Raw genomic sequence first — 21,838 nt, 5'->3', positions numbered from 1 at the left:
GCTTTTGAGGGAATGTAACAATCGTTGATTTTTAGTACGAATCAATCGCTTTGAGGTCACGACAAATAATATTAATCATGAGATGCTTTTGTAGGTTATTCTCTTTTAAAACAATGCTATAACTTTAATTAGGCAATTTGGTTTTAGCTTTATTTCTGACAATTCCCTGATAAAAGTAAAATTGTTTATCGGTATCATCCAGCCCCCCAATTTTGTGGGGGTACTGTTGAAATAGAGATAATCATGAAAAAATCAATTGCTAAAATTGTCGCACTTTCTGTTGTGGCGGTTGCTTTGTCTGGCTGCGTTGGTAGCAATGCTGTGACTGGATATTTAATGAAGTTCAACCTTAAGGCGGTAGATAACCGTTACGCACGTGGTGGGCTGAACCTTCTATTAGCCCCAGTTTATGGTTTAACGGTTGCTGCTGATTATTTAGTGATTAACTCACTGGAATTTTGGACAGGTAAAAACCCAATCACGGGTACACCACATATCTTTGATTCGAAGATGGATACTTACATCGATATTAATGATCAACTGGATAAGTCATTAACAGAAGCTCCAGTAGGACCAATTTCAAACGTTCATATGATTGAAAAAGGTGAGATGCAGCAGATCGACGAAAATACTATTCAAATGAATATTACGTATTTATCTGGAGAGAAAGCGACGCTGATTGGTATTCGTGAAGGTGAAGTTGTGACTTACTTCCTTGATGGAGAAATGATCTCTCAAACTTCAATGACAGAATTGGAAGCATACGCAGATTCGCGTGCTTAAGTCGTTCGTTATGGGATCACTTTACATAATGAAATAGCTTTGCAAATAGAAAACAGGTACTCAATGAGTACCTGTTTTATTTTGTTCTTATAAATTGTGTTTCTTTCAAAACAGCAATTAAAGCAACTATGCTTTTTCAGGAATAGCTTCTAGTAGAGCAACCATTTGGTTCCAGAACAGTTCAACGGTATCAATCTGTACTTTCTCATCTGGAGAGTGTGGGAACTTGATAGTTGGACCGAAAGAAACCATATCCATTTCAGGGTAAGGTTCTTTGAATAGACCACACTCAAGACCAGCATGAATAACCATGATGTTTGGTTTATGACCGTAGATGCCTTCGTACATGTCACGGAAAATGTGCATGATCTCTGAATCTGCGTCTGGCTTCCAACCTGGGTAAGCACCAGAGAATGCGATGTTCGCGCCTGCTAATTCAGCAACAGAATGAAGCATGCTTTCTACTTGGCTACGACCAGAGTCGATAAGAGAGCGAATTAGGCAAAGAACAGTGATTGAGTTTTCTTCTGTTGTGATAACACCAACGTTAAGAGACGTTTCAACAACACCTTCAATTTCATCACTCATACGAATCACGCCATTCGGACATGCGTTAAGTGCAGCGATAAAGCGTGCTTGGTCAGCTTGTGCAAGTACACCTAGTTCAACTGTTGCTTCTTCGTTAAAAGTCACAATGCTGTCTTCAATTTTGCCAAGTTCAGTAGAAAGAAGCTCAGTATAGAAGTTGTATAGAGAAGCCAGTTTTTCTTGGTTCTCACTAGGAACTGCAACAGTAACGAAGCCTTCACGAGGAATAGCGTTACGTAGGCTACCACCTTTAAATTCAACAACTCGTAGATCAAGCTCTTGTGCGTGACCTGCTAGAAAACGAGCAAGCAGTTTGTTCGCATTAGCACGACCTGTGTGAATATCACAACCAGAGTGACCGCCTTTTAAGCCTTTCAGCGTTAGTTTACGAGTAACAAAACCAGTAGGAAGTGCTTCACGAGTGATATCAAATGTTATTGCACCATCAATACCGCCAGCACAACCCATGTAAACTTCGCCTTCTTGCTCTGAATCTGTGTTTAGAAGAATGTCGCCTTCTAACCAACCAGCTTCAAGACCAAAAGCACCAGTCATGCCTGCTTCTTCATCTACAGTTAGAAGTACTTCCAGAGGACCGTGCTTAATGTCGTTTGATGCCAATACTGCAAGACATGAAGCCATACCCATGCCGTTATCTGCACCTAGTGTTGTGCCTTTCGCTGTTACCCACTCACCATCAATATATGGTTGGATAGGATCTTTAGTGAAGTCATGCACTGTGTCTTCATTTTTCTGTGGAACCATGTCGATATGAGCTTGCAGTACGACACCTTTCTTGCCTTCCATTCCTGGTGTTGCAGGTTTTTTAATGAAGACATTTCCAGTTGGGTCGCGGCGAACGTCAAGACCTTGCTCTTTTGCCCAAGAGATAATGTATTGAGCTAATGCTTCTTCATGTTTTGAAGGGTGCGGAATAGAACAAATTTTATCGAAAAACTGCCAGATTGGAGCTGGAGATAGGTTGCTAATTTCAGAATGGAATTCAGACACGGATGACTCCTTTTGTATATTTTAGCCACAGGTATTGGAGTGTTCATACTTAATATGTAGATGAAAAAACTAGATATAGAGTAAAGAACTAAAATATGGCTCTGTTTGATGGCGACAGCATACCACTAGTGCCTTTTTACGAGTAGGGCTTCTAAGCTTCAAATGTTTCAATATTTGAAAGGAGTCTTGTCTATAAGATCACTAAAGAATAATGGATAAGTGCGTAAGTGCATAATTACTAGTCAAGCAAACGTTTGTAATTGTCTTTTTTGTAATTTAATTACATTTTACTAAGGGTTTTTAGCTTTTTTTAATAAAAAGTGTGATGTAGTGCAAATAATTCTTGTAATAAAAATTCTTTAGGGTATATTAAAACCAACTTCAGCAGTGAAGACGAAATGCTCAAAGGAAGAGTCCGTTTTATCGCCTCCATGGAACTGAGAAATCAAACTTAATTTTTATTGATTTAATAAGGTGATATTTATGAAAGGTTTACCATCTGCAATGTTCTGGATTAACAACTCTGTTTACACTGGCAACTTTGCATACCCAACAAGCTTTGGTTACTAAGACCAACTGCATGTGACTTGAACAGTTTGTTCACCCCTATATTTATTAAGAATTTTTCTTACAACCTATATTGGTTGAGTAATTCTACCGCCACTCATTTTAGAGTGGCGTTTTTTTTGCCTGTTACTTTCAGTGTGTAAATTTTAAGCTCAGACATAGACAACCAATGCTTATAACTAATTATGTTGAAGTTGTAATGCATTTCATTAGGTTGATGATGAGCTATTGGGCTTATATTGTTTAGAAAATTGGTGTGAAGTATAAAAAAGCACCATTAGATTTATATATAGTAATCTAATGTATTTTATTGTTTTATAAGCACTAAATTAAAACCCTTCCTCCCTGTTATGTCCTTAGTTTCGTAATGTTTGTCATAAATATCTATTAGAGTCTTAATTCTATCTGGAATTTGTTATTTTATAACTTTATAATCCGAAGCCAATCGTTTACGCAACCGTTTACCTTTACCCTTATAGGAAATGAAAATGCTCGAAAGGCTATTCAAACTCAGTGAAAATGGCACAAATGTGCGCACTGAAATCATTGCTGGTTTAACAACCTTCTTAACCATGGCTTACATTATTTTTGTAAACCCAGCGATGCTAGCAGATGCTGGTATGGATCATGGGGCTGTATTTGTTGCCACTTGTCTTGCTGCTGCCGTTGGTTGTTTCATCATGGGCTTCGTAGCAAACTACCCAATCGCACAAGCTCCGGGTATGGGGTTGAACGCATTTTTTACGTATGCCGTTGTTTTAGGCATGGGTTACACATGGCAGGTTGCACTTGCTGCTGTATTCGTTTCCGGTGTGCTATTCATTTTCTTAAGCATTTTTCGCATTCGTGAATGGATAATTAATTCAATTCCGATGTCACTGCGTACCGGTATCTCTGCGGGTATTGGTTTATTCCTTGCGTTTATCGCACTGAAAAATGCAGGCATTGTTGTTGATAATCCAGCGACATTAGTCTCTATGGGCGCAATTACGTCGGTACCTGCTGTTCTCGCCTCTATTGGTTTCTTCATTACTATTGCTCTTGTACATCGCGGTGTTAAAGGCGGTGTGATGATCGCAATTTTAGCGGTTACAGGTCTTGGCCTTATTTTTGGTGATGTTGAATACGCGGGTATTATCTCTGCTCCGCCAAGCATTGCTCCAACATTTCTACAGTTAGATTTTTCAGCTGTATTTGAAATTGGCATGATCTCTGTTGTATTTGCTTTCTTGTTCGTCGATCTTTTCGATACGGCAGGTACGCTTGTGGGTGTGGCTCAAAAAGCTGACCTAATCGGTAAAGATGGAAAAATTCCACGTTTAAACAAAGCGCTACTGGCTGATTCAACTGCTACATCTGTAGGTGCTTTATTAGGTACTTCAAATACAACGTCATACATCGAGAGTGTTTCAGGTGTTGCGGCTGGTGGTCGTACAGGTTTAACTGCGGTTGTAGTTGGTATTTTATTCCTACTTGCATTATTCTTCTCGCCATTAGCAGGTATGATCCCCGCTTACGCGACAACTGGTGCGCTTTTCTACGTAGCAATTCTAATGCTATCTGGCTTAGTTAGCATCGATTGGCGTGATTTAACGGAAGCTGCACCAGTTGTCGTGACGTGTCTATTAATGCCACTGACTTTCTCTATAGCAGAAGGTATTTCTCTAGGGTTCATTGCTTACGCTGCAATCAAACTAGCAAGTGGTAAAGGCCGTGATGTTTCACTTAGTGTGTGGGTGATGTCTGCAATCTTTATTTTAAAATACGTTTTAACTGCTGCTTAATTCGTAAACCAACAAGCTTATAACTATTAGGTTCAATACTATGACTACAAAATTCGTCATCTCTTGGGACAACATGCAAACATATTGTCGCCAACTTGCAGAAAAGCAAATGCCTGCAGAGCAGTGGAAGGGAATCTGGGCTGTAAGCCGTGGAGGCTTAGTTCCAGGTGCAATTCTTGCTCGTGAACTGGGTATTCGCCATGTTGATACGATTTGTATTTCTAGCTACGACCACGATCACCAACGTGATATGACAGTAGTTAAAGCGCCTGAAGGTGATGGCGAAGGCTTCTTGATTGTAGAAGATTTAGTGGATAGCGGTGATACTGCCCGTAAGCTTCGTGAAATGTACCCGAAAGCAAAACTTATTGCGGTATGTGCTAAGCCGTCTGGCGCTGATTTACTTGATGATTATATTGTTGATATTGCTCAAGACACTTGGATTGAGCAACCGTGGGATACAGGCATCACGTTTATTGAGCCTATTAACCGCAAGCAAAAGTAAGCTCTAGTTACGATTTATGAAAAATGCCCCTTTATTGGGGCATTTTTTTTTATATTATGAGAATAATAGTTCCCTACTAAGTAAGCCCATGTCTGAATCAAAAGAAACCAGCAGCAACCTCTCAGAAACCTTGTTTGTAAAACATAAGCAAGCTAAAGAGACATCCATGCTCACGCGTTATATGCCAAGTTCAATTGAATTGCTTGACGAAAAGAAAGCAAAGCAAGATCAAGCTTGGTATAGAAACTTAAGGCGCTTGCAGTGGGTGTGGCAGGGTGTTGATCCAATAGAACAAGAAGAAGTGCTTTCTAGAATCGCCTCTTCTACTCATTCCCGTACGAGTGATGAGTGGTTAGATACTGTGATGGGATACCACAGTGGAAACTGGGCGTATGAGTGGACCAAATTGGGAATGCGACACCAAAAACGTTCAAACAACTTGGATGATAACAGTGCTGCAGAAGAGCTCTTTTCGGCATCTTTGTGTTTTAGTATTGCTGGTTACCCTCACCTTAAAAACGATAATTTAGCGACACAGGCGCAAGTCCTTGCGAATTCGGCATACAGCGAAGCCATCAAAAAGACCGATTTTATTGTTAAGCAGATCGAGATTCCATACGAGAATAAAAAAATCAAAGCGCATTTACACCTCACCAAAACGGATAAGCCTCAGCCAGTTGTGATTGTGAGTGCGGGTTTAGACAGTCTACAAACCGATATGTGGCGTTTGTTCCGTGATTTCTTAGCTCCCAAAAATATTGCGATGTTAACGGTAGATATGCCGTCTATTGGTCATAGTTCTCACTGGAACTTATCTGAAGATTCTTCGTGTTTACATCAAGCCGTATTAAATGAGCTCTATAATATTCCTTGGGTTGATCACCATAAAGTGGGTCTATTTGGCTTTCGTTTTGGCGGGAATGCAATGGTTAGATTGTCGTTTATGGAGCAAACGAAAATCAAAGCCTGTGTTACTTTTGGGGCGCCTATTCACGATATATTCGCAAACTCCAAGAAACTCAAACAAATGCCCAAAATGTATTTGGATGTATTAGCATCACGTCTTGGTAAAAGTGTGGTCGATATTAATAGTCTGTCAGGGCAATTAATGGCTTGGTCACTGAAAGTGCAAGGGTTGCTTGCCAATAGCAAAACTCGAGTGCCGATTTTAGCTTTATCGCTAGAAGGCGACCCAATCTCACCTCATTCAGATAATCAATTGGTTGCGATTTACAGCGATTACGGTAAAGCCAAAATGATCAAATCTAAATCAATTACAAAAGGGTATGAGCAATCCCTCGATTTAGCGATAAAATGGCTGGAAGATGAATTATTTAGATGACATTCCTCCTAAATTAGTTAAGCATGATATACGTATGCGCAAGCATATGACATTTAACAATAATTTATAAAAACTGTTAGATGGCGTCATTCTTAACATTGAAATGGAGATTCAATATGTCAGAAGTGACAAAGAAACCTACACATTACCGTTTGTTGACCGCACTTAAAGCGATTGGACCATATCTGAGGGAACCTCAGTCTGAAGATGGGCATTATATCTTTGACTGTTTATCAGTATGTGTTAGTGACAAAAAGTCACCAGAAGAACGCGAGTTCTGGGGATGGTGGTTAGAGCTAAACCGATCAGAAGATGGATTTACGGCAAAATATAACATTGGTCGATACAATGTTGCTGGTGATTGGGATTCACAGGCTTTGCCGAAAAAAGCAGTAGCAGAAGTTAGCCGTACCCAAGAAGCCTTCCACCAGAAGTTGGTAGATGAACTTTCCAAAAAGTTTGAAATCAATGTTCAATTGGATGAAGAGTCTGTTGAATTCGTCTGATTTTAAGCGTTACCTTCCTCTATAAGATAAAAAGGTGCTAATTAGCACCTTTTCTACTTGTGAATTGGTGCTTTGATTGCTAAAACATTACCTCTTATTTGTTTTATTCCATAAAAGACCCAATGACTACAAATCAACAAAGCGGAACCGCAGCACAGCGTAAAACTGTTGTTGTGAAACTAGGTACCAGTGTTCTTACTGGTGGAACGTTAGCATTAGACCGAGCTCATATGGTTGAGTTGGTGCGTCAGTGTGCTGAATTAAAAAAACAAGGCCATTCAGTGGTCATGGTTTCGTCTGGTGCAATTGCTGCTGGGCGTGAACACCTAGGTTACCCCGCACTCCCCAACTCAATGGCAAGCAAACAGTTGCTTGCGGCAGTAGGGCAGAGCCAGTTGATTCAAGCATGGGAATCATTATTCGCCATTTATGGTATTAAAATTGGTCAAATGCTACTTACCCGTGCTGACCTTGACGATCGTGAACGTTTTCTTAATGCCCGCGATACCATAAATGCATTAGTCGACAATGACATTATTCCAATCGTGAATGAAAACGATGCGGTTGCCACTAACGAAATCAAAGTCGGTGATAACGATAACTTATCGGCATTGGTTGGCATTTTATGTGGCGCAGATAAATTGTTACTTCTGACAGATCAAAAAGGGCTGTTCACTGCAGACCCAAGAAAAGATCCGAATGCTGAGCTTATTAAAGAAGTGAAAACCATTGACGATACGCTACGTAAAATAGCAGGTGGCAGTGGTTCTACATTAGGAACTGGCGGTATGGCGACTAAGTTGCAAGCTGCTGATATTGCACGTCGCGCTGGTATTGAAGTTATTATTGCAGCGGGCAGTGCTGAAAATGTGGTTTTTGACTCTTTGAGCAATGATCCACAAGGCACTCGCTTCTTACCATTAGCCGAGGCGTTAGAAAACCGTAAGCGCTGGATTCTGGCTGGGCCGGCATCTGCTGGTGATATTATGATTGATGATGGCGCTGTAAATGCCGTTATCACTAAAGGTAGTAGCCTTTTGGCTAAAGGCGTGACGAAAGTCAGCGGAGAGTTTTCTCGTGGAGAAGTGACTCAAGTGACTGATTTGAAAGGAGCCGTTATTGCTCGTGGTATTTCAAGTTACTCAAGCCAAGACCTGGCAAAAATTGCCGGTAAACACAGTAAAGATATTGGTGCGATTTTAGGTTATGACTATGGTTCAGAAGTCATTCATCGTGATGACTTGGTTGTGATTCAAGAATAACTTTTTAGAAGAACATACCCTTAGAATAGCATTCAGAGACAGACAGAATTTAGGAGAGTTAAACGTGGATTTAACTAACATGGGTATTGCGGCAAAAGAGGCTGCCTTTCACCTTGCGACTGCTTCGACAGCGCAAAAGAACCAAGCTCTAGCGATTATTGCTGATGAGCTGGAAGCAAATGCCAGCACAATTTTAGAAGCAAACTCGAAAGATATTCAATTAGGTCGAGATGCAGGTTTAACAGAAGCATTACTTGATCGTCTTTTATTGAATGAAGAGCGTCTGACTGGAATTGCTAACGATGTTCGCAATGTTATTAGTTTAAATGACCCTGTAGGCAGTGAAATTGACAGCAAAGTCTTAGAAAATGGCATGTCACTTTCTCGCCGTCGTGTTCCTTTAGGTGTTGTTGGCGTAATTTACGAAGCTCGCCCGAATGTGACGATTGATATTGCTGCTCTTTGTTTAAAAACAGGCAATGCGAGTATTTTACGTGGTGGTAAAGAAACGTTTTTCTCCAACATGGAATTGGTAAAAGTAATCCAATCTGCACTTGAGAAAGCGAAGCTACCTGCGGCTTCTGTTCAATACATCGAAAAGCCAGATCGTGAGCTAGTTTCTCAATTGCTTAAATTGGATGACTACGTTGATATGATCATTCCTCGTGGTGGTGCTGGATTACATAAAATGTGTAAAGAAAACAGCACTATCCCTGTGATTATTGGTGGTTTTGGCATTAGCCATATTTTTGTTGATGAAAGTGCCGATCTTGATAAGTCTGTTGATGTTGTTGAAAACTCGAAAGTTCAGCGTCCATCAGCATGTAATTCACTCGATTCATTGCTCGTTCATGAGGCGATTGCGCCAGAGTTTCTAGCGAAACTTAAAGCACGATTAGATGGAAAAGTGACTTTAGTAGCGGATGCGAGTGCAAAAGAGTTATTAGTAGGCTTTGCTGACCAGCGAGACGCAGTTGAAGGTGACTTTGATACTGAATGGCTAAGTTACACGCTAGGCGTTAAAGTCGTGGCGGATGTAAAAGAAGCCGTTGACCATATGCGTATTCATAATGCGAGCCACTCAGATGCTATCATGACTAATAGCTTAGAAAGCTCAGAGCTATTCATTAACTCTGTAGGCTCAGCGGCGGTTTATGTCAACGCTTCAACTCGTTTCACTGATGGCGCACAATTTGGTTTAGGTGCTGAAGTGGCCGTTTCAACTCAAAAACTTCACGCCCGCGGACCGATGGGGCTTGAAGAGTTAACCAGTTATAAGTGGGTAGGTAAGGCGAACTACTTAGTTCGAAGTTAAACTTATCCATCACGTAGCTGACAGCGAGTACGACCTAGTGAGTGATAAATACTAATTTATAACCGCATATATAGGTGTTCAACCTGAGTAAAGGACCTTAAATGGTCCTTTTTCTTTCCTAACGTTTAGCAATTCCGTTACACTGAATATAATTGTTTGGAGGTGATATGCATTGTCCTTTTTGTTCAGAGAACGACACTAAAGTTATTGATTCGAGGCTAGTTGCTGATGGGCACCAAGTGCGTCGTCGTCGTCAATGCCTAGCATGCAGTGAGCGTTTTACTACTTTTGAATCGGCTGAACTCGTGATGCCGAAAGTAATTAAATCGAATGGAAACCGTGAACCATTTAATGAAGACAAAATGGTGGGCGGTGTCCAACGAGCATTAGAAAAACGTCCAGTAAGTGCTGATTCTATTGAACTTGCAATCAGCACCATCAAATCTCAACTTCGCGCTACTGGTGAACGAGAAGTACCGAGCGATATGATTGGTAACTTTGTTATGGACCAACTTAAAGAACTCGATAAAGTCGCTTATATCCGCTTTGCATCGGTTTATCGTAGTTTTGAAGATATTCGAGAGTTTGGTGAAGAAATCGCAAAATTAGAAGACTAGTACGCCTTATCATGCCTAAATTTACTCCCTTTGATTTTGAAATGATGTCACAAGCTATTCAGTTAGCAAAGCGTGGTATCTATACAACAGCTCCTAACCCAAATGTAGGGTGTGTGATTGTCAATGATGGTCATATTGTTGGTGAAGGTTATCACCACAAGGCAGGAGAGCCTCATGCAGAGGTCCATGCTATGAGAATGGCTGGCGAGCAAGCAAAAGGTTCGACAGCTTATGTCACGTTAGAACCATGCTCTCATTATGGTCGAACACCTCCATGTGCTGAAGGGCTTATCAAGGCTCAAGTTTCAAAAGTGATTTGTGCCATGGTCGATCCTAATCCTCAGGTAGCCGGCCGCGGTATTGCAATGTTGCAAGACGCTGGGATCACTGTTGAAGTAGGGCTGTTAGAGCAAGATGCGAATGATTTGAACCCGGCATTCATTAAAAAAATGAAAACGGGTATGCCTTTTGTACAACTAAAAATGGCTGCCAGTTTGGATGGGCAAACCGCCCTGAGCAATGGTGAAAGTCAGTGGATTACTTCTTCAGAAGCTCGAAAAGATGTTCAGCATTTCCGAGCAAAAGCTGGAGCCGTATTATCAACAAGCCAAACGGTTATTGATGATAATGCGTCACTGAATGTTCGCTGGGAGGATTTCTCAACGAACTTAAAAAGCCAGTATTTTAAAGACGCATTACGTCAACCTGTTCGAATTATCTTAGATCGCCAAAATAAACTGACGCCTGAATTGAAGTTATTTCGTTCTGAATCTGCAGTCTTAAGAGTAGCGGAAAGTAACGCTGACATTCATGTCATTGCATCGGATAAAGGGCTAGATCTAGAGGCTCTTTTTTCTCAGTTACCAGCACATCATATTGACCATGTTTGGGTTGAAGCGGGCGCTACCTTGGCAAAAAGCCTGATGGAAGCGCAGCTTGTTGATGAACTAATCCTTTATTTAGCACCTAAGCTTATGGGCAGTGATGGACGAGGTCTAATGGGTGCTCTTGGGCTTGATTCAATGTCTGAAGTTATTGACCTTGATATTAGCGATCTTAGAATGGTAGGTCCTGATATCCGCATTATTGCAAAACCGCGCTGGAAAGCATCGAATTAATCACGTTAAAAATACAAGAGCTTGAATATGTTTACAGGAATTGTAGAAGCCGTTGGCACCCTAAGCGCAATCACTCCTCGTGGAGAAGATATTACCGTAACGGTAAAAGCAAATAAGTTGGATATGTCTGATGTTAAATTAGGCGACAGCATTGCGACCAATGGTGTGTGTTTGACTGTGGTTGAATTTGACGAGAATAGCTACAGCGCTGACCTTTCACTAGAAACATTAAAAAAAACCGGTTTCATTGATTACCAAGCTGGCGATAAATTGAATTTAGAAAAAGCCATGCTGCCAACAACGCGCTTTGGTGGTCATATCGTTTCTGGTCACGTTGATGGTGTAGGCGAAATCATAGAGCGAAACCAAGTTGGACGAGCCATCGAGTTTTGGGTAGAAATGCCTGAAGAGATATCTAAATATGTCGCTCAAAAAGGGTCAATTACCGTTGATGGCATTAGCCTAACAGTGAATGATTTACGTAAAAACGCGTTTAAATTGACGATTGTTCCTCATACTTCATCCGAAACCACAATCGACCAGTTTAATGTTGGGCGAAAAGTAAATTTGGAAGTGGATGTTTTAGCGCGATATATGGAGCGTTTGTTACAAGGGCAACAGCAAAATGCTGAGCCTGAGTCACGTCTTACAATGGAATTTTTACAGCAGAATGGTTTTGCTTAACTGAAACAGAATAAGTTAAGTAATATCATCAGGTTTAATCGTGTTGGTTCTAGGAAGCTGAACCATTTCATAGGAATAGAAAATGCCAATTAGTACTCCTCAAGAAATTATTGAAGACATTCGTCTAGGAAAGATGGTTATCCTGATGGATGATGAAGATCGTGAAAACGAAGGCGATCTTATTATGGCTGCGGAGCATGTAACACCAGAAGCCATCAACTTTATGGCTATGTTTGGTCGCGGTTTAATTTGTTTAACATTGACTAAAGAGCGCTCAAATCGAATGGGTTTAGCGCCAATGGTTCAAGATAACAATGCCCAGTACACCACTAATTTTACGGTTTCGATTGAAGCTGCTGAAGGGGTAACTACAGGTATTTCAGCTTCTGATCGCGCTGTTACAGTGCAGGCTGCCGTAGCAAAAGATGCGAAAGCGGCTGATCTTGTTCAGCCTGGGCACATTTTCCCTTTAACAGCTCAAGAAGGTGGGGTGTTAACCCGTGCTGGTCATACAGAGGCAGGTTGTGATTTAGCTCGTCTAGCGGGCTGTGAACCAGCGTCTGTTATTGTCGAAATTCTTAATGACGATGGCACAATGGCACGTCGCCCTGATCTTGAAGTGTTTGCTGAAAAACACGATATCAAATTGGGTACTATTGCTGATCTCATCGAATACCGTAACAACACCGAGACCACAATTGAGCGTGTTGCACAGTGCCATTTACCGACAGAGTTTGGTGACTTCGAGCTTGTTACTTACCGTGACACTATCGATAACCAAATTCATTACGCCATGCAGAAAGGGGATTTATCAGCAGGTGCTCCATTAGTTCGTGTGCACTTACATGATACTTTCACAGACCTTCTTCATTCAGACCGTGGTACAGAGCGTAGTTGGTCGCTAGATAAAGCGATGAAGCGCATTGGTGACGAAGGTGGAGTGCTGGTTATCCTTGGCAACGAAGAATCGTCTGATTCTTTGATCCACAAAGTGAAGACCTTTGAAGCTCAAGATAAGAACGAACAGCCAAAGATGGCGAAGAAGCAAGGTACCTCTCGTCGTGTTGGTGTTGGCTCTCAGATCCTACAAGACCTAGGTGTCCATGATATGCGCTTACTTTCTTCAAGTTCGAAGCGTTACCACGCACTTGGTGGTTTTGGTCTTAATGTTGTGGAATATGTGTGTGAGTAATTGTGGCTTTTGCTGTTCAAGTGCTCACATGAGTATTTTACGCAAAAAGAAAACACAGTATTACGTGAATTATCAATATAAAAATAAAGGAAACAACCATGTTTCCTTTATTAATTTTTCTGAGTTGAATTCTAGCTTGCAATTCCAATAGCGTGGTTAAGGTATAAACCTAAATTCCATTAGATATTGCTCACAGTTTTATGCTAGAATCCGGCGATTCTCACTTGATGAATATAGTTAAAGGAAGGCTTATGAAAGTGATCGAGGGTGGCTTCCCAGCGCCAAATGCAAAAATTGCTATCGTTATAGCTCGTTTCAACAGTTTTATTAACGAAAGTTTACTTTCTGGTGCAATCGATACTTTAAAACGTCACGGACAAGTAAGCGAAGACAATATTACTATTGTTCGTTGTCCTGGTGCGGTAGAACTTCCACTTGTAGCGCAACGCGTTGCAAAAACAGGTAAGTTCGACGCTATTGTATCTCTAGGTACAGTTATCCGCGGCGGTACGCCTCATTTCGACTATGTTTGTAGTGAATGTAATAAAGGTTTGGCACAAGTGTCTTTGGAATATTCTCTTCCAGTAGCATTTGGTGTTCTTACTGTTGATACGATCGATCAAGCTATTGAACGCGCAGGGACCAAGGCTGGTAATAAAGGTGCAGAAGCTGCACTAAGCGCACTTGAGATGATCAACGTTCTTTCTGAAATCGATTCCTAATGGGGGCCAGTGTGAAACCAGCCGCACGTCGTAACGCACGTCAATTTGCTCTACAAGCAATTTATTCGTGGCAAATTACTAAAGAAAATGTTGCTACTGTTGAAGAACAGTTCTTATCTGGTGGTAAGTATGATGAAGAAGAGCATCATGCAGCAGAGCCTGCTCTTGCTATGCCAGAAACAGACGTTGCATACTTCCGCGACCTACTGACTGGTGTTGCTCTTAGCCACATGGAACTAGATAGCAAGCTTCGTCCTTTCGTATCTCGCCCTATGCAAGATCTTGATTTGATGGAACTGGCTCTTCTACGTTTAGCTATGTACGAGATGACTCGTCGTGAAGATGTACCATACAAAGTGGTCATCAATGAAGCTATCGAGCTTGCAAAAGTATTTGCAGCAGAAGACAGCCATAAGTTTGTTAATGGTGTGCTTGATAAAGCTGCACCACATGTACGTAAGAAGTAATACGTTCATAAACGAATATAAAAGGTCAGCTATCATGCTGGCCTTTTTTGTAACTAAAATAAAGTGACTGTAGTGATTAAATACACGTAACTAAAAAAGCAGCATAGCTAACAAGAGTACGTGTTTACTAGGTTCAAAAAACAAAACAATAGGCTTATCTGATGTCTGGTGAATTTAACCTGATTGACAAATATTTCGTAAACCGACAACCACAAAGAAAAGATGTACATTTAGCGGCGGGTGATGATTGTGCGCTTGTGAAACCGCCTAGCAATGTTGAGATTGCAATAAGTACGGACACTTTAGTTGCGGGTACTCATTTTCTTCCTGAAGCTAACCCTGCATGGGTAGCGCATAAAGCACTATCTTCCAACATCAGTGATTTGGCTGCCATGGGCGCAACGCCTGCGTGGGTATCATTTGCTTTGACGATGCCAGAAGTCGATGAAGAATGGCTAGCACCTTTTTGTGACTCCTTTTTTGAATTAGCTGATTACTTTGGTATTCAGCTCATTGGCGGAGATACCACTAAGGGACCTTTAAGTTTAACCTTAACGGTTCAAGGCTTCGTACCTGAGGGTAAAGCACTGCGCCGAGATGGAGCTAAAGTTGGTGATTGGATTTACGTTACAGGAAACTTGGGTGATAGCAAAGCTGGCTTAGAAGTGTTGCTTGATACAGAGAATCGAGTTCGTCCAAACGCAGAAGAATTGGAAAAGCGTCATTATTTGAGTACACCGAGAGTGTTAGCTGGGCGTGCATTATGCGACCTTGCTTCTTCAGCCATTGATATTTCAGATGGTGTAATAGCTGACCTTAAGCATATCTTGAATCGCTCTGAAGTAGGGGCAAGTATAGATGTAAGTTTGCTACCGCTCTCTGTTGAATTATTGGAATATGCTACCTCCATTGATAAAGCACAGTACTATGCGTTAACCAGTGGTGAAGAGTACGAACTGTGCTTTACCGTACCTGAAGAAAATAAAGGGTCACTAGAGAGTGCGTTGGCGCACGCAGGGACAAAAGTCACCTGCATTGGTCAGATAAGACCTGTAGACTACTTTGAAATTCATGATAACAATAAACCGCTTAACTGGGATTTAAGTGGTTACGATCACTTTAAGGCGAAATAATGACAAACCCTCTATCACTTATCTCATTGAAGAACCCATGGCATTTATTAGCGACAGGGTTTGGAAGTGGCTTGTCTCCAATTATTCCCGGCACTATGGGTACTTTGGCTTCTATTCCATTGTATTTTCTGCTGGTTCAATTACCTTTTCCGGCTTATGTGATTGCCGTAGTGATTAGCTGTATTGTTGGAATTAAAATTTGCCAAGTGACTTCAGATGACATGAAAGTTCACGATCATGGTTCTATTGTATGGGATGAGTTTGCAGGCTTTTGGATCACTATGGGTCTTGTGCCACTTCTCAGTATTCCACCAACAGATTGGAAGTGGCTATTAACGGGTTTCATTTTGTTCCGTTTTTTCGATATGGTAAAACCTTGGCCGATTGGTTGGTTAGATAAACGCATACATGGCGGCTTAGGTATTATGATTGATGATATCGTTGCAGGTATCATGGCTGGTATCGCGTTGTATGCGATTGCTCGATATGCAGGTTGGCTGGTTTAGTCGTTAATGAATAATAGGAATAAAAATGTCTAAGAAAGTTTATTGTATTGCTCAATTTCTACCGAAAGAAGGTAAATTAAATGAGCTATTTAAAGTGCTACAAGCGCTTGAACCGAACACTTTACGTGAAGATGGTTGCATCCAATATACAGTGACACGTCATATTCAAAGCCCATTTGCTGAAGGGGAAAGTTACCCTATTGCATTCAATGAAATTTGGGCAGATAACGAAGCGTTCGAAGCACACTGTCAGCGTCGTGAAATTCAGGCTTTCTTCGAAGAGCAATGTGTTTCTGAAGATGGGCTAGTTGATAAATTTAATGTTTCTATCTATTCAGATGAACCAGAAAACTACGATGCACCTAAGTTGAAGCCTTGCTGCTAACATTAAGTTTTCCCATTAAAAAAGGTTGACCATTTGGTCAACCTTTTTGTTTTTAGCTTTAAGTAATATCAGCTACTTAGCTTACTTAGATACATAAGTAGTGATTGAATTAAGAATGCCTTTCACATCTAAACCTAGCTCTTCGTGAAGCTCGCCTTGAGTCCCTTGAGATATAAACTTATCTGGTAAGCCTAAATTCAGCACTGGCATAGGCTGTTTTTCTTGCATTAAGAATTCCACAACACCGGAACCTGCACCACCGGCAATGGCATTTTCTTCTATAGTCACTAGCACATCATGCTCTGCTGCTAAAGACTGAATAAGCGCTTCATCGAGTGGCTTAACAAATCGCATATCCGCGACTGTTGCATCGATAGATTCAGCTGCTTCTAGAGCACTTTCAAGGAAAGTACCAAAGCTAAGAATTGCGACTTTCTGACCATCCTTAACTTTATTACTTTGACGTACAATCCGTCCCTTACCAATCTCTAGAGCAGTAAATTCACTTTGGATTTCAGTGCCCATACCATTACCCCTAGGGTAACGAACGGCACTTGGACCAGTATGTTGGTGACCGGTATACAGCATCTGGCGGCATTCATTTTCATCACTTGGCGCCATGATGACCATATTTGGAATACAGCGCATAAAGCTTAAATCAAAAGCACCTTGGTGAGTTTGCCCGTCTGCCCCAACAAGACCTGCGCGATCAATGGCGAACATTACGGGTAAATCCATAATCGCCACATCATGGATCAGTTGATCATAACCACGTTGTAGGAATGTTGAGTAAATCGCGACAATTGGTTTATCGCCAGAAATCGCCATACCTGTTGCTAGGGTCACAGCGTGTTGTTCTGCGATAGCAACATCAAAGTACTGGTTAGGGTACTCTTTAGAGAAGCGAACCATTCCAGAACCTTCACGCATGGCTGGTGTAATTGCCATTAGCTTTGGATCTTGAGCTGCCATGTCACAAAGGAAGTCACCGAAGATCTTAGAAAAAGTCGGCTTTGAGCTTGTACTCTTAGGCAAGCTTGAGTGTGCAGGATCAAATTTCGGTACGCCATGGTAGCCAATAGGATCTTTTTCTGCAGGCTCGTAGCCTTTGCCTTTTTTCGTCATGATATGAAGAAATTGAGGACCTTTTAAATCTCTCATGTTCTTCAATGTTTTGATTAGCTCATTAACATCGTGACCATCAACAGGACCAATGTAGTTAAAGCCAAGTTCTTCGAACATAGTGCCAGGTACAACCATACCCTTCAGATGCTCTTCAGTGCGACGAACCAGTTCTTTAATTGGTGGTACACCTGATAACACCTTTTTTCCACCTTCACGGATCGAGGTATAAAGGCTGCCAGAAAGGACTTGAGCTAAGTGGTTATTTAACGCGCCAACATTCTCTGAAATAGACATTTCATTGTCATTCAGTACGACAAGCATATCGTTGTGAATGTCACCAGCATGGTTCATTGCTTCAAATGCCATGCCCGCAGTAATAGCGCCATCACCGATAACACTTACGACTTTACGGTTCTGACCTTCTTTCTCAGCGCTGATCGCCATCCCAAGCGCAGCACTGATAGAAGTAGAAGAGTGACCTACAGACAATGTGTCGTATTCACTTTCTTCGCGCCAAGGAAATGGGTGTAATCCACCTTTTTGACGAATCGTAGCCAATTTATCACGACGACCAGTCAAGATTTTATGCGGGTATGCTTGGTGACCCACATCCCACACTAATTGGTCAAATGGTGTGTTATAAACATAATGTAATGCGACAGTTAGCTCCACTGTGCCTAAACCTGATGCTAAGTGGCCACTTGATTGGCTCACAGAATTCAGTAAATAGGATCTCAGTTCATCACAGAGTTGCGGTAGCGTCTCTTTTGGAAGTAGACGCAAATCCTCTGGCTTATTAGCCAAAGCAAGTGTTGGGTACTTTGAAATATCAAGAGTCATAGTAATGCGCGCTTATAATCTTAGTTCTTGCGCTCGATGACGTATCGGGCGAACTCTTCGAGTGACTGAGTATTGTAGGGGATCATGTCCAAAGCTTGAAGTGCTTCATGTAACAGAGTTTGTGCTTTTTCTTGAGCACCCTCTAAACCTAACAAAGAAGGATAAGTACTCTTGTTTAATTCTAGGTCTGAACCTTGTGGTTTGCCTAATGTTTCAGTATCACTAATGATATCCAAAATATCGTCCTGAACTTGAAAAGCGAGCCCTATAGCGTCTGCAAATTTATCAAGTTGAGGTAACAGATCTAATCCTTTTTTACCGGCAGATAATGCGCCTAAACGAATTGCACACTTTAATAAAGCACCGGTTTTATTCCTGTGGATTTCTTCTAATTCGGTAAGAGAGACCGTTCGGTTTTCAGCAGCAAGGTCAAGAGATTGCCCTAAGCACATGCCCTGAGCACCAGAAGCTTGAGCCAAATTTTGGATCATTTTAACTCGGCAACTTTCACCTGCAGAACTGAGTTCACCTTCAGCAAGAATAGTAAATGCTAACGTTTGTAAGGCATCGCCCGTTAAGATAGCTGTCGCTTCATCAAATTTTATGTGACATGTTTGATGTCCGCGGCGTAACTCATCGTCATCCATCGCTGGTAAATCATCATGAATGAGGGAGTAGGCATGAATGCATTCAATCGCAGAGGCTGGAGTATCCAGCTCTTCGCTACTGCACCCAAGCATTTCACCAGTCATGTATACAAGGAAAGGACGAGCACGTTTTCCACCAAGCAATAGCCCATAGCGCATTGCGTTAATGAGATCTAAATTTTGGTGAGGGAGGCGATTTAGCCAAAGGTTTAGTTGAGCATTATTACGTGCTTGATAAGACGATAAAGTCTCAATCATAGAGGGTCTCATACAATAATTATTCTGGTTGTGGGTTAAAGTCACTAAGTTCTGCGTTTTCATTATTTTGCAGCAAGATACTGACGCGCTGCTCGGCATCATTTAGTTTACTTTGACCAGCACGAGCGAGAGAAATACCACGCTCAAATTTTTTCAGCGCATCATCTAAAGCTAGATCACCATTTTCTAGTTGATCAACCAAGCCATCAAGCTCTTCAATTGCAGCCTCGAAGGTCATATTTTCCGGTTTCTTAGTCGCCATAATAATTCTGCGTTGGGAAAGATGAACGAACGTTACCTTAGGGCGTAGAGTTGGTCAAATTTAACCAATAAAATTTGTCAGAAAGTTTGTTTTCAGACGGTCTACACTTATGGTCGCAAAGCTTGGTTAACTCTCGTAGAGTCACAGGAGGAAGATATGAGTCCAAATGCCGAGCAATTGCTGGTGTTAGAACAGAAAAGTGTGATACTTAGACCAAGAATTTACTTAAAGATCTTATGATCTTGCCGATAACAAGATTATTCTAAAAGTAGAAAGATAAACAGCATGAGGAGTGCTCAGTGGATTTAGCAACCCTATTAGGTTTGATTGGTGGATTTGCCTTTGTAATCATGGCGATGATCTTAGGTGGAAGCCTAGGCATGTTCTATGACACGACTTCGTTACTGATCGTGGTAGGTGGTTCTACTTTTGTTGTATTAATGAAATTCACTATGGGCCAGTTTTTTGGAGCTGCAAAAATTGCAGGCAAGGCATTCATGTTTAAAGCTGATGCGCCTGAAGAATTGATTGCTAAAGTGGTTGAAATGGCAGATGCCGCTCGTAAAGGCGGTTTCCTTGCATTGGAAGAGATGGAAATTACCAACAGTTTTATGCAGAAGGGCATCGATCTGTTGGTTGATGGTCATGATGCTGATGTCGTTCGAGCGGCTTTACAAAAAGATATCGCGCTTACCGATGAGCGTCATGAGCAAGGCGGTAAAGTATTCAGTGCATTTGGTGATGTTTCCCCTGCAATGGGAATGATTGGTACTTTGGTTGGTCTTGTTGCCATGCTTTCAAATATGGATGATCCAAAATCAATTGGTCCAGCAATGGCGGTAGCACTTTTAACAACACTATACGGCGCTGTGCTTTCAAACATGGTGTTCTTTCCTATTGCCGACAAACTAGCCTTACGCCGAGATCAAGAAACACTGAACCGCCGCTTAATTATGGATGGAGTCCTCGCTATCCAAGATGGTCAAAACCCTCGAGTCATTGATGGCTATTTGAAAAACTACCTAAATGAAGGTAAACGAATTCTTGATGGCGAAGCAGACTAAGGATATTCACAATGGAAGAAGAAGTTCCCTGTAAATGTCCCCCTCCCGGTCTTCCTTTATGGATGGGAACATTTGCTGATTTAATGTCACTGCTAATGTGTTTCTTTGTATTACTACTTTCATTCTCAGAAATGGATGTACTGAAATTCAAACAAATTGCAGGTTCAATGAAATTTGCTTTTGGTGTGCAGAATAAGCTGGAAGTAAAAGATATTCCTAAAGGCACCAGTATTATTGCCCAGGAGTTTAGACCAGGTCGTCCTGAGCCAACGCCTATTGATGTCATCATGCAGCAGACGATTGATATTACTCAGCAAACCCTTGAGTTTCATGAGGGAGAATCAGACAGAGCTGGCGGCACTAAACGTGACCAAGGTAAATTGACTGGTGGTCAATCACCAGATACGTCGACTCAGAATAATCAAAACTCCGAATCTGAGATGCAACAGCAACAAGCTGAAGCACAATCTCAAGAAATGGAAACCTTAATGGAGAGCATTAAAAAAGCTTTAGAGCGAGAGATTGACCAAGGGGCGATCGAAGTTGAAAACTTAGGTCAGCAAATTGTGATTCGTATTCGTGAAAAAGGTGCATTTCCATCAGGGTCTGCGTTTCTACAACCTAAGTTTCGCCCCCTAGTAAGGCAAGTCGCGGAACTTGTTAAAGATGTTCCGGGGATTGTTAGAATTTCAGGGCACACCGATAACCAGCGTTTAGACTCTGAACTTTATCGTTCTAATTGGGATTTATCTTCGCAGCGCGCTGTGTCTGTTGCTCAAGAAATGGAAAAAGTTCGTGGTTTCTCACATCAGCGTTTACGTGTGAGAGGCATGGCGGATACAGAGCCAGTTGAACCTAATGATACTGAAGCTCAGCGTAGTTTAAACCGCCGTGTTGAAATCAGCATTATGCAAGGTGAACCTTTGTTTAGCGAAGAAGTGCCAGCGCTTTAATGTGTCCTGCTTAAATAGCATTAGCTCTGCAGAATTCTTATTAGTTCTATTTAATATAGAACGCTTCTAGCTAAAACGGTTCATAGCAGAAACAGAAAAGCCTGAGGTGTCATAGCCTCAGGCTTTTTTATTATCAGTGCGCCGTGTTTTATTTATTGAATTGTTTGGAAAATGCATCAGATCTGAAGGAGTATTTTTAAGC

General features: G+C 41.4%; 23 protein-coding genes. 19 read left to right on the top strand and 4 right to left on the bottom strand.

All coding sequences use genetic code 11. The features are described 5' to 3' along the window. The first annotated feature begins 243 nt into the window (after positions 1-243). A complete protein-coding gene (locus L4C37_RS00720; RefSeq protein ID WP_137373496.1) occupies positions 244-783 on the top strand; it encodes a DUF3332 domain-containing protein in 540 nt (179 codons plus the stop codon). A gap of 126 nt (positions 784-909) precedes the next feature. On the opposite strand, the gene L4C37_RS00715 is transcribed toward L4C37_RS00720, so the two are convergent. Further along, complete coding sequence (locus L4C37_RS00715) at positions 910-2,382, bottom strand: aminoacyl-histidine dipeptidase (protein ID WP_429767624.1); 1,473 nt, start codon at positions 2,380-2,382, stop codon at positions 910-912. Between the two features lie 483 nt (positions 2,383-2,865). Here L4C37_RS00715 and vcdP point away from each other — a divergent pair, with 483 nt between their 5' ends. From vcdP to L4C37_RS00640, 16 genes are all read left to right on the top strand, one after another. After that, positions 2,866-2,952 (top strand): small protein VcdP, encoded by an 87-nt coding sequence (gene vcdP, locus L4C37_RS22455; RefSeq protein WP_489686366.1) that lies wholly within the window; start codon positions 2,866-2,868, stop codon positions 2,950-2,952. 485 nt (positions 2,953-3,437) lie between these two features. After that, positions 3,438-4,733, top strand: coding sequence for an NCS2 family permease (locus L4C37_RS00710; protein WP_137373498.1), 1,296 nt, complete (start codon positions 3,438-3,440; stop codon positions 4,731-4,733). Positions 4,734-4,773: 40 nt separating this feature from the next. Then, entirely contained in the window at positions 4,774-5,238 is a 465-nt protein-coding gene (gene gpt / locus L4C37_RS00705) for a xanthine phosphoribosyltransferase (RefSeq protein WP_137373499.1), read from the top strand. An 88-nt stretch (positions 5,239-5,326) separates the two neighbouring features. Continuing rightward, a complete protein-coding gene (gene frsA, locus L4C37_RS00700) occupies positions 5,327-6,580 on the top strand; it encodes an esterase FrsA (protein ID WP_137373500.1) in 1,254 nt (417 codons plus the stop codon). Positions 6,581-6,696: 116 nt separating this feature from the next. After that, the gene (gene crl / locus L4C37_RS00695) at positions 6,697-7,086 is read left to right on the top strand and encodes a sigma factor-binding protein Crl (RefSeq protein ID WP_137373501.1); all 390 of its coding nucleotides are present in this window, start codon (positions 6,697-6,699) and stop codon (positions 7,084-7,086) included. Between the two features lie 122 nt (positions 7,087-7,208). Then, entirely contained in the window at positions 7,209-8,348 is a 1,140-nt protein-coding gene (proB, locus tag L4C37_RS00690) for a glutamate 5-kinase (protein ID WP_137373502.1), read from the top strand. A gap of 64 nt (positions 8,349-8,412) precedes the next feature. Next, on the top strand, positions 8,413-9,663 hold the full coding sequence (locus L4C37_RS00685) for a glutamate-5-semialdehyde dehydrogenase (protein WP_273293590.1): 1,251 nt from the start codon (positions 8,413-8,415) through the stop codon (positions 9,661-9,663). Between the two features lie 167 nt (positions 9,664-9,830). Continuing rightward, entirely contained in the window at positions 9,831-10,280 is a 450-nt protein-coding gene (nrdR, locus tag L4C37_RS00680) for a transcriptional regulator NrdR (RefSeq protein WP_137373504.1), read from the top strand. Positions 10,281-10,321: 41 nt separating this feature from the next. Beyond that, positions 10,322-11,398: a bifunctional diaminohydroxyphosphoribosylaminopyrimidine deaminase/5-amino-6-(5-phosphoribosylamino)uracil reductase RibD gene (gene ribD / locus L4C37_RS00675; RefSeq protein ID WP_429767726.1), complete on the top strand. Its 1,077-nt coding sequence runs from the start codon at positions 10,322-10,324 to the stop codon at positions 11,396-11,398. 27 nt (positions 11,399-11,425) lie between these two features. Further along, positions 11,426-12,082 (top strand): riboflavin synthase, encoded by a 657-nt coding sequence (locus L4C37_RS00670; RefSeq protein WP_137373505.1) that lies wholly within the window; start codon positions 11,426-11,428, stop codon positions 12,080-12,082. An 82-nt stretch (positions 12,083-12,164) separates the two neighbouring features. Next, positions 12,165-13,274 (top strand): bifunctional 3,4-dihydroxy-2-butanone-4-phosphate synthase/GTP cyclohydrolase II, encoded by a 1,110-nt coding sequence (gene ribBA / locus L4C37_RS00665; RefSeq protein WP_137373506.1) that lies wholly within the window; start codon positions 12,165-12,167, stop codon positions 13,272-13,274. Positions 13,275-13,525: 251 nt separating this feature from the next. Further along, a complete protein-coding gene (gene ribH / locus L4C37_RS00660; RefSeq protein ID WP_137373507.1) occupies positions 13,526-13,996 on the top strand; it encodes a 6,7-dimethyl-8-ribityllumazine synthase in 471 nt (156 codons plus the stop codon). After that, positions 13,996-14,463: a transcription antitermination factor NusB gene (nusB, locus tag L4C37_RS00655; protein ID WP_137373508.1), complete on the top strand. Its 468-nt coding sequence runs from the start codon at positions 13,996-13,998 to the stop codon at positions 14,461-14,463. The genes ribH and nusB overlap by 1 nt, the downstream gene beginning before the upstream one ends. 161 nt (positions 14,464-14,624) lie before the next feature. After that, positions 14,625-15,596, top strand: coding sequence for a thiamine-phosphate kinase (gene thiL, locus L4C37_RS00650; RefSeq protein ID WP_429767623.1), 972 nt, complete (start codon positions 14,625-14,627; stop codon positions 15,594-15,596). Further along, entirely contained in the window at positions 15,596-16,102 is a 507-nt protein-coding gene (pgpA, locus tag L4C37_RS00645) for a phosphatidylglycerophosphatase A (RefSeq protein ID WP_429767622.1), read from the top strand. Before thiL ends, pgpA begins: the two co-directional genes overlap by 1 nt. 25 nt (positions 16,103-16,127) lie before the next feature. Then, the gene (locus L4C37_RS00640; RefSeq protein ID WP_137373511.1) at positions 16,128-16,487 is read left to right on the top strand and encodes a putative quinol monooxygenase; all 360 of its coding nucleotides are present in this window, start codon (positions 16,128-16,130) and stop codon (positions 16,485-16,487) included. An 81-nt stretch (positions 16,488-16,568) separates the two neighbouring features. Here the strand turns inward: L4C37_RS00640 and dxs are convergent, their stop codons facing one another. From dxs to xseB, 3 genes are read right to left on the bottom strand one after another with little or no spacing between them, the layout of a single operon-like run. Next, a complete protein-coding gene (gene dxs, locus L4C37_RS00635) occupies positions 16,569-18,452 on the bottom strand; it encodes a 1-deoxy-D-xylulose-5-phosphate synthase (RefSeq protein WP_429767621.1) in 1,884 nt (627 codons plus the stop codon). Between the two features lie 20 nt (positions 18,453-18,472). Then, positions 18,473-19,357: a (2E,6E)-farnesyl diphosphate synthase gene (gene ispA / locus L4C37_RS00630; RefSeq protein ID WP_429767620.1), complete on the bottom strand. Its 885-nt coding sequence runs from the start codon at positions 19,355-19,357 to the stop codon at positions 18,473-18,475. Between the two features lie 19 nt (positions 19,358-19,376). After that, positions 19,377-19,619, bottom strand: a complete 243-nt coding sequence (xseB, locus tag L4C37_RS00625) for an exodeoxyribonuclease VII small subunit (protein WP_429767619.1) — start codon at positions 19,617-19,619, stop codon at positions 19,377-19,379. Positions 19,620-19,918: 299 nt separating this feature from the next. On the opposite strand from xseB, the gene pomA reads away from it, so the two are divergent. Both pomA and L4C37_RS00615 read left to right on the top strand, forming a co-directional pair. Beyond that, on the top strand, positions 19,919-20,683 hold the full coding sequence (gene pomA / locus L4C37_RS00620; protein ID WP_137373515.1) for a flagellar motor protein PomA: 765 nt from the start codon (positions 19,919-19,921) through the stop codon (positions 20,681-20,683). Between the two features lie 11 nt (positions 20,684-20,694). Then, positions 20,695-21,636, top strand: coding sequence for a flagellar motor protein MotB (locus L4C37_RS00615; RefSeq protein ID WP_137373516.1), 942 nt, complete (start codon positions 20,695-20,697; stop codon positions 21,634-21,636). Positions 21,637-21,838 lie beyond the last annotated feature (202 nt).

It is taken from the genome of Vibrio kagoshimensis, from assembly GCF_050337535.1.
Classification (GTDB): domain Bacteria; phylum Pseudomonadota; class Gammaproteobacteria; order Enterobacterales; family Vibrionaceae; genus Vibrio; species Vibrio gallaecicus.
The sequence above is the reverse complement of the archived record's forward strand: the minus strand, read 5'-3'. Positions and strand labels throughout refer to the sequence as shown.

Excerpts from the sequence above, each read along its gene's own strand:
- L4C37_RS00720 (WP_137373496.1), top strand. The coding sequence starts at position 244 with ATGAAAAAATCAATTGCTAAAATTGTCGCACTTTCTGTTGTGGCGGTT.
- vcdP (WP_489686366.1), top strand. The coding sequence starts at position 2,866 with ATGAAAGGTTTACCATCTGCAATGTTCTGGATTAACAACTCTGTTTAC.
- L4C37_RS00710 (WP_137373498.1), top strand. The coding sequence starts at position 3,438 with ATGCTCGAAAGGCTATTCAAACTCAGTGAAAATGGCACAAATGTGCGC.
- gpt (WP_137373499.1), top strand. The coding sequence starts at position 4,774 with ATGACTACAAAATTCGTCATCTCTTGGGACAACATGCAAACATATTGT.
- frsA (WP_137373500.1), top strand. The coding sequence starts at position 5,327 with ATGTCTGAATCAAAAGAAACCAGCAGCAACCTCTCAGAAACCTTGTTT.
- crl (WP_137373501.1), top strand. The coding sequence starts at position 6,697 with ATGTCAGAAGTGACAAAGAAACCTACACATTACCGTTTGTTGACCGCA.
- proB (WP_137373502.1), top strand. The coding sequence starts at position 7,209 with ATGACTACAAATCAACAAAGCGGAACCGCAGCACAGCGTAAAACTGTT.
- nrdR (WP_137373504.1), top strand. The coding sequence starts at position 9,831 with ATGCATTGTCCTTTTTGTTCAGAGAACGACACTAAAGTTATTGATTCG.
- ribD (WP_429767726.1), top strand. The coding sequence starts at position 10,322 with ATGATGTCACAAGCTATTCAGTTAGCAAAGCGTGGTATCTATACAACA.
- L4C37_RS00670 (WP_137373505.1), top strand. The coding sequence starts at position 11,426 with ATGTTTACAGGAATTGTAGAAGCCGTTGGCACCCTAAGCGCAATCACT.
- ribBA (WP_137373506.1), top strand. The coding sequence starts at position 12,165 with ATGCCAATTAGTACTCCTCAAGAAATTATTGAAGACATTCGTCTAGGA.
- ribH (WP_137373507.1), top strand. The coding sequence starts at position 13,526 with ATGAAAGTGATCGAGGGTGGCTTCCCAGCGCCAAATGCAAAAATTGCT.
- nusB (WP_137373508.1), top strand. The coding sequence starts at position 13,996 with ATGGGGGCCAGTGTGAAACCAGCCGCACGTCGTAACGCACGTCAATTT.
- thiL (WP_429767623.1), top strand. The coding sequence starts at position 14,625 with ATGTCTGGTGAATTTAACCTGATTGACAAATATTTCGTAAACCGACAA.
- pgpA (WP_429767622.1), top strand. The coding sequence starts at position 15,596 with ATGACAAACCCTCTATCACTTATCTCATTGAAGAACCCATGGCATTTA.
- L4C37_RS00640 (WP_137373511.1), top strand. The coding sequence starts at position 16,128 with ATGTCTAAGAAAGTTTATTGTATTGCTCAATTTCTACCGAAAGAAGGT.
- dxs (WP_429767621.1), bottom strand. The coding sequence starts at position 18,452 with ATGACTCTTGATATTTCAAAGTACCCAACACTTGCTTTGGCTAATAAG.
- ispA (WP_429767620.1), bottom strand. The coding sequence starts at position 19,357 with ATGATTGAGACTTTATCGTCTTATCAAGCACGTAATAATGCTCAACTA.
- xseB (WP_429767619.1), bottom strand. The coding sequence starts at position 19,619 with ATGGCGACTAAGAAACCGGAAAATATGACCTTCGAGGCTGCAATTGAA.
- L4C37_RS00615 (WP_137373516.1), top strand. The coding sequence starts at position 20,695 with ATGGAAGAAGAAGTTCCCTGTAAATGTCCCCCTCCCGGTCTTCCTTTA.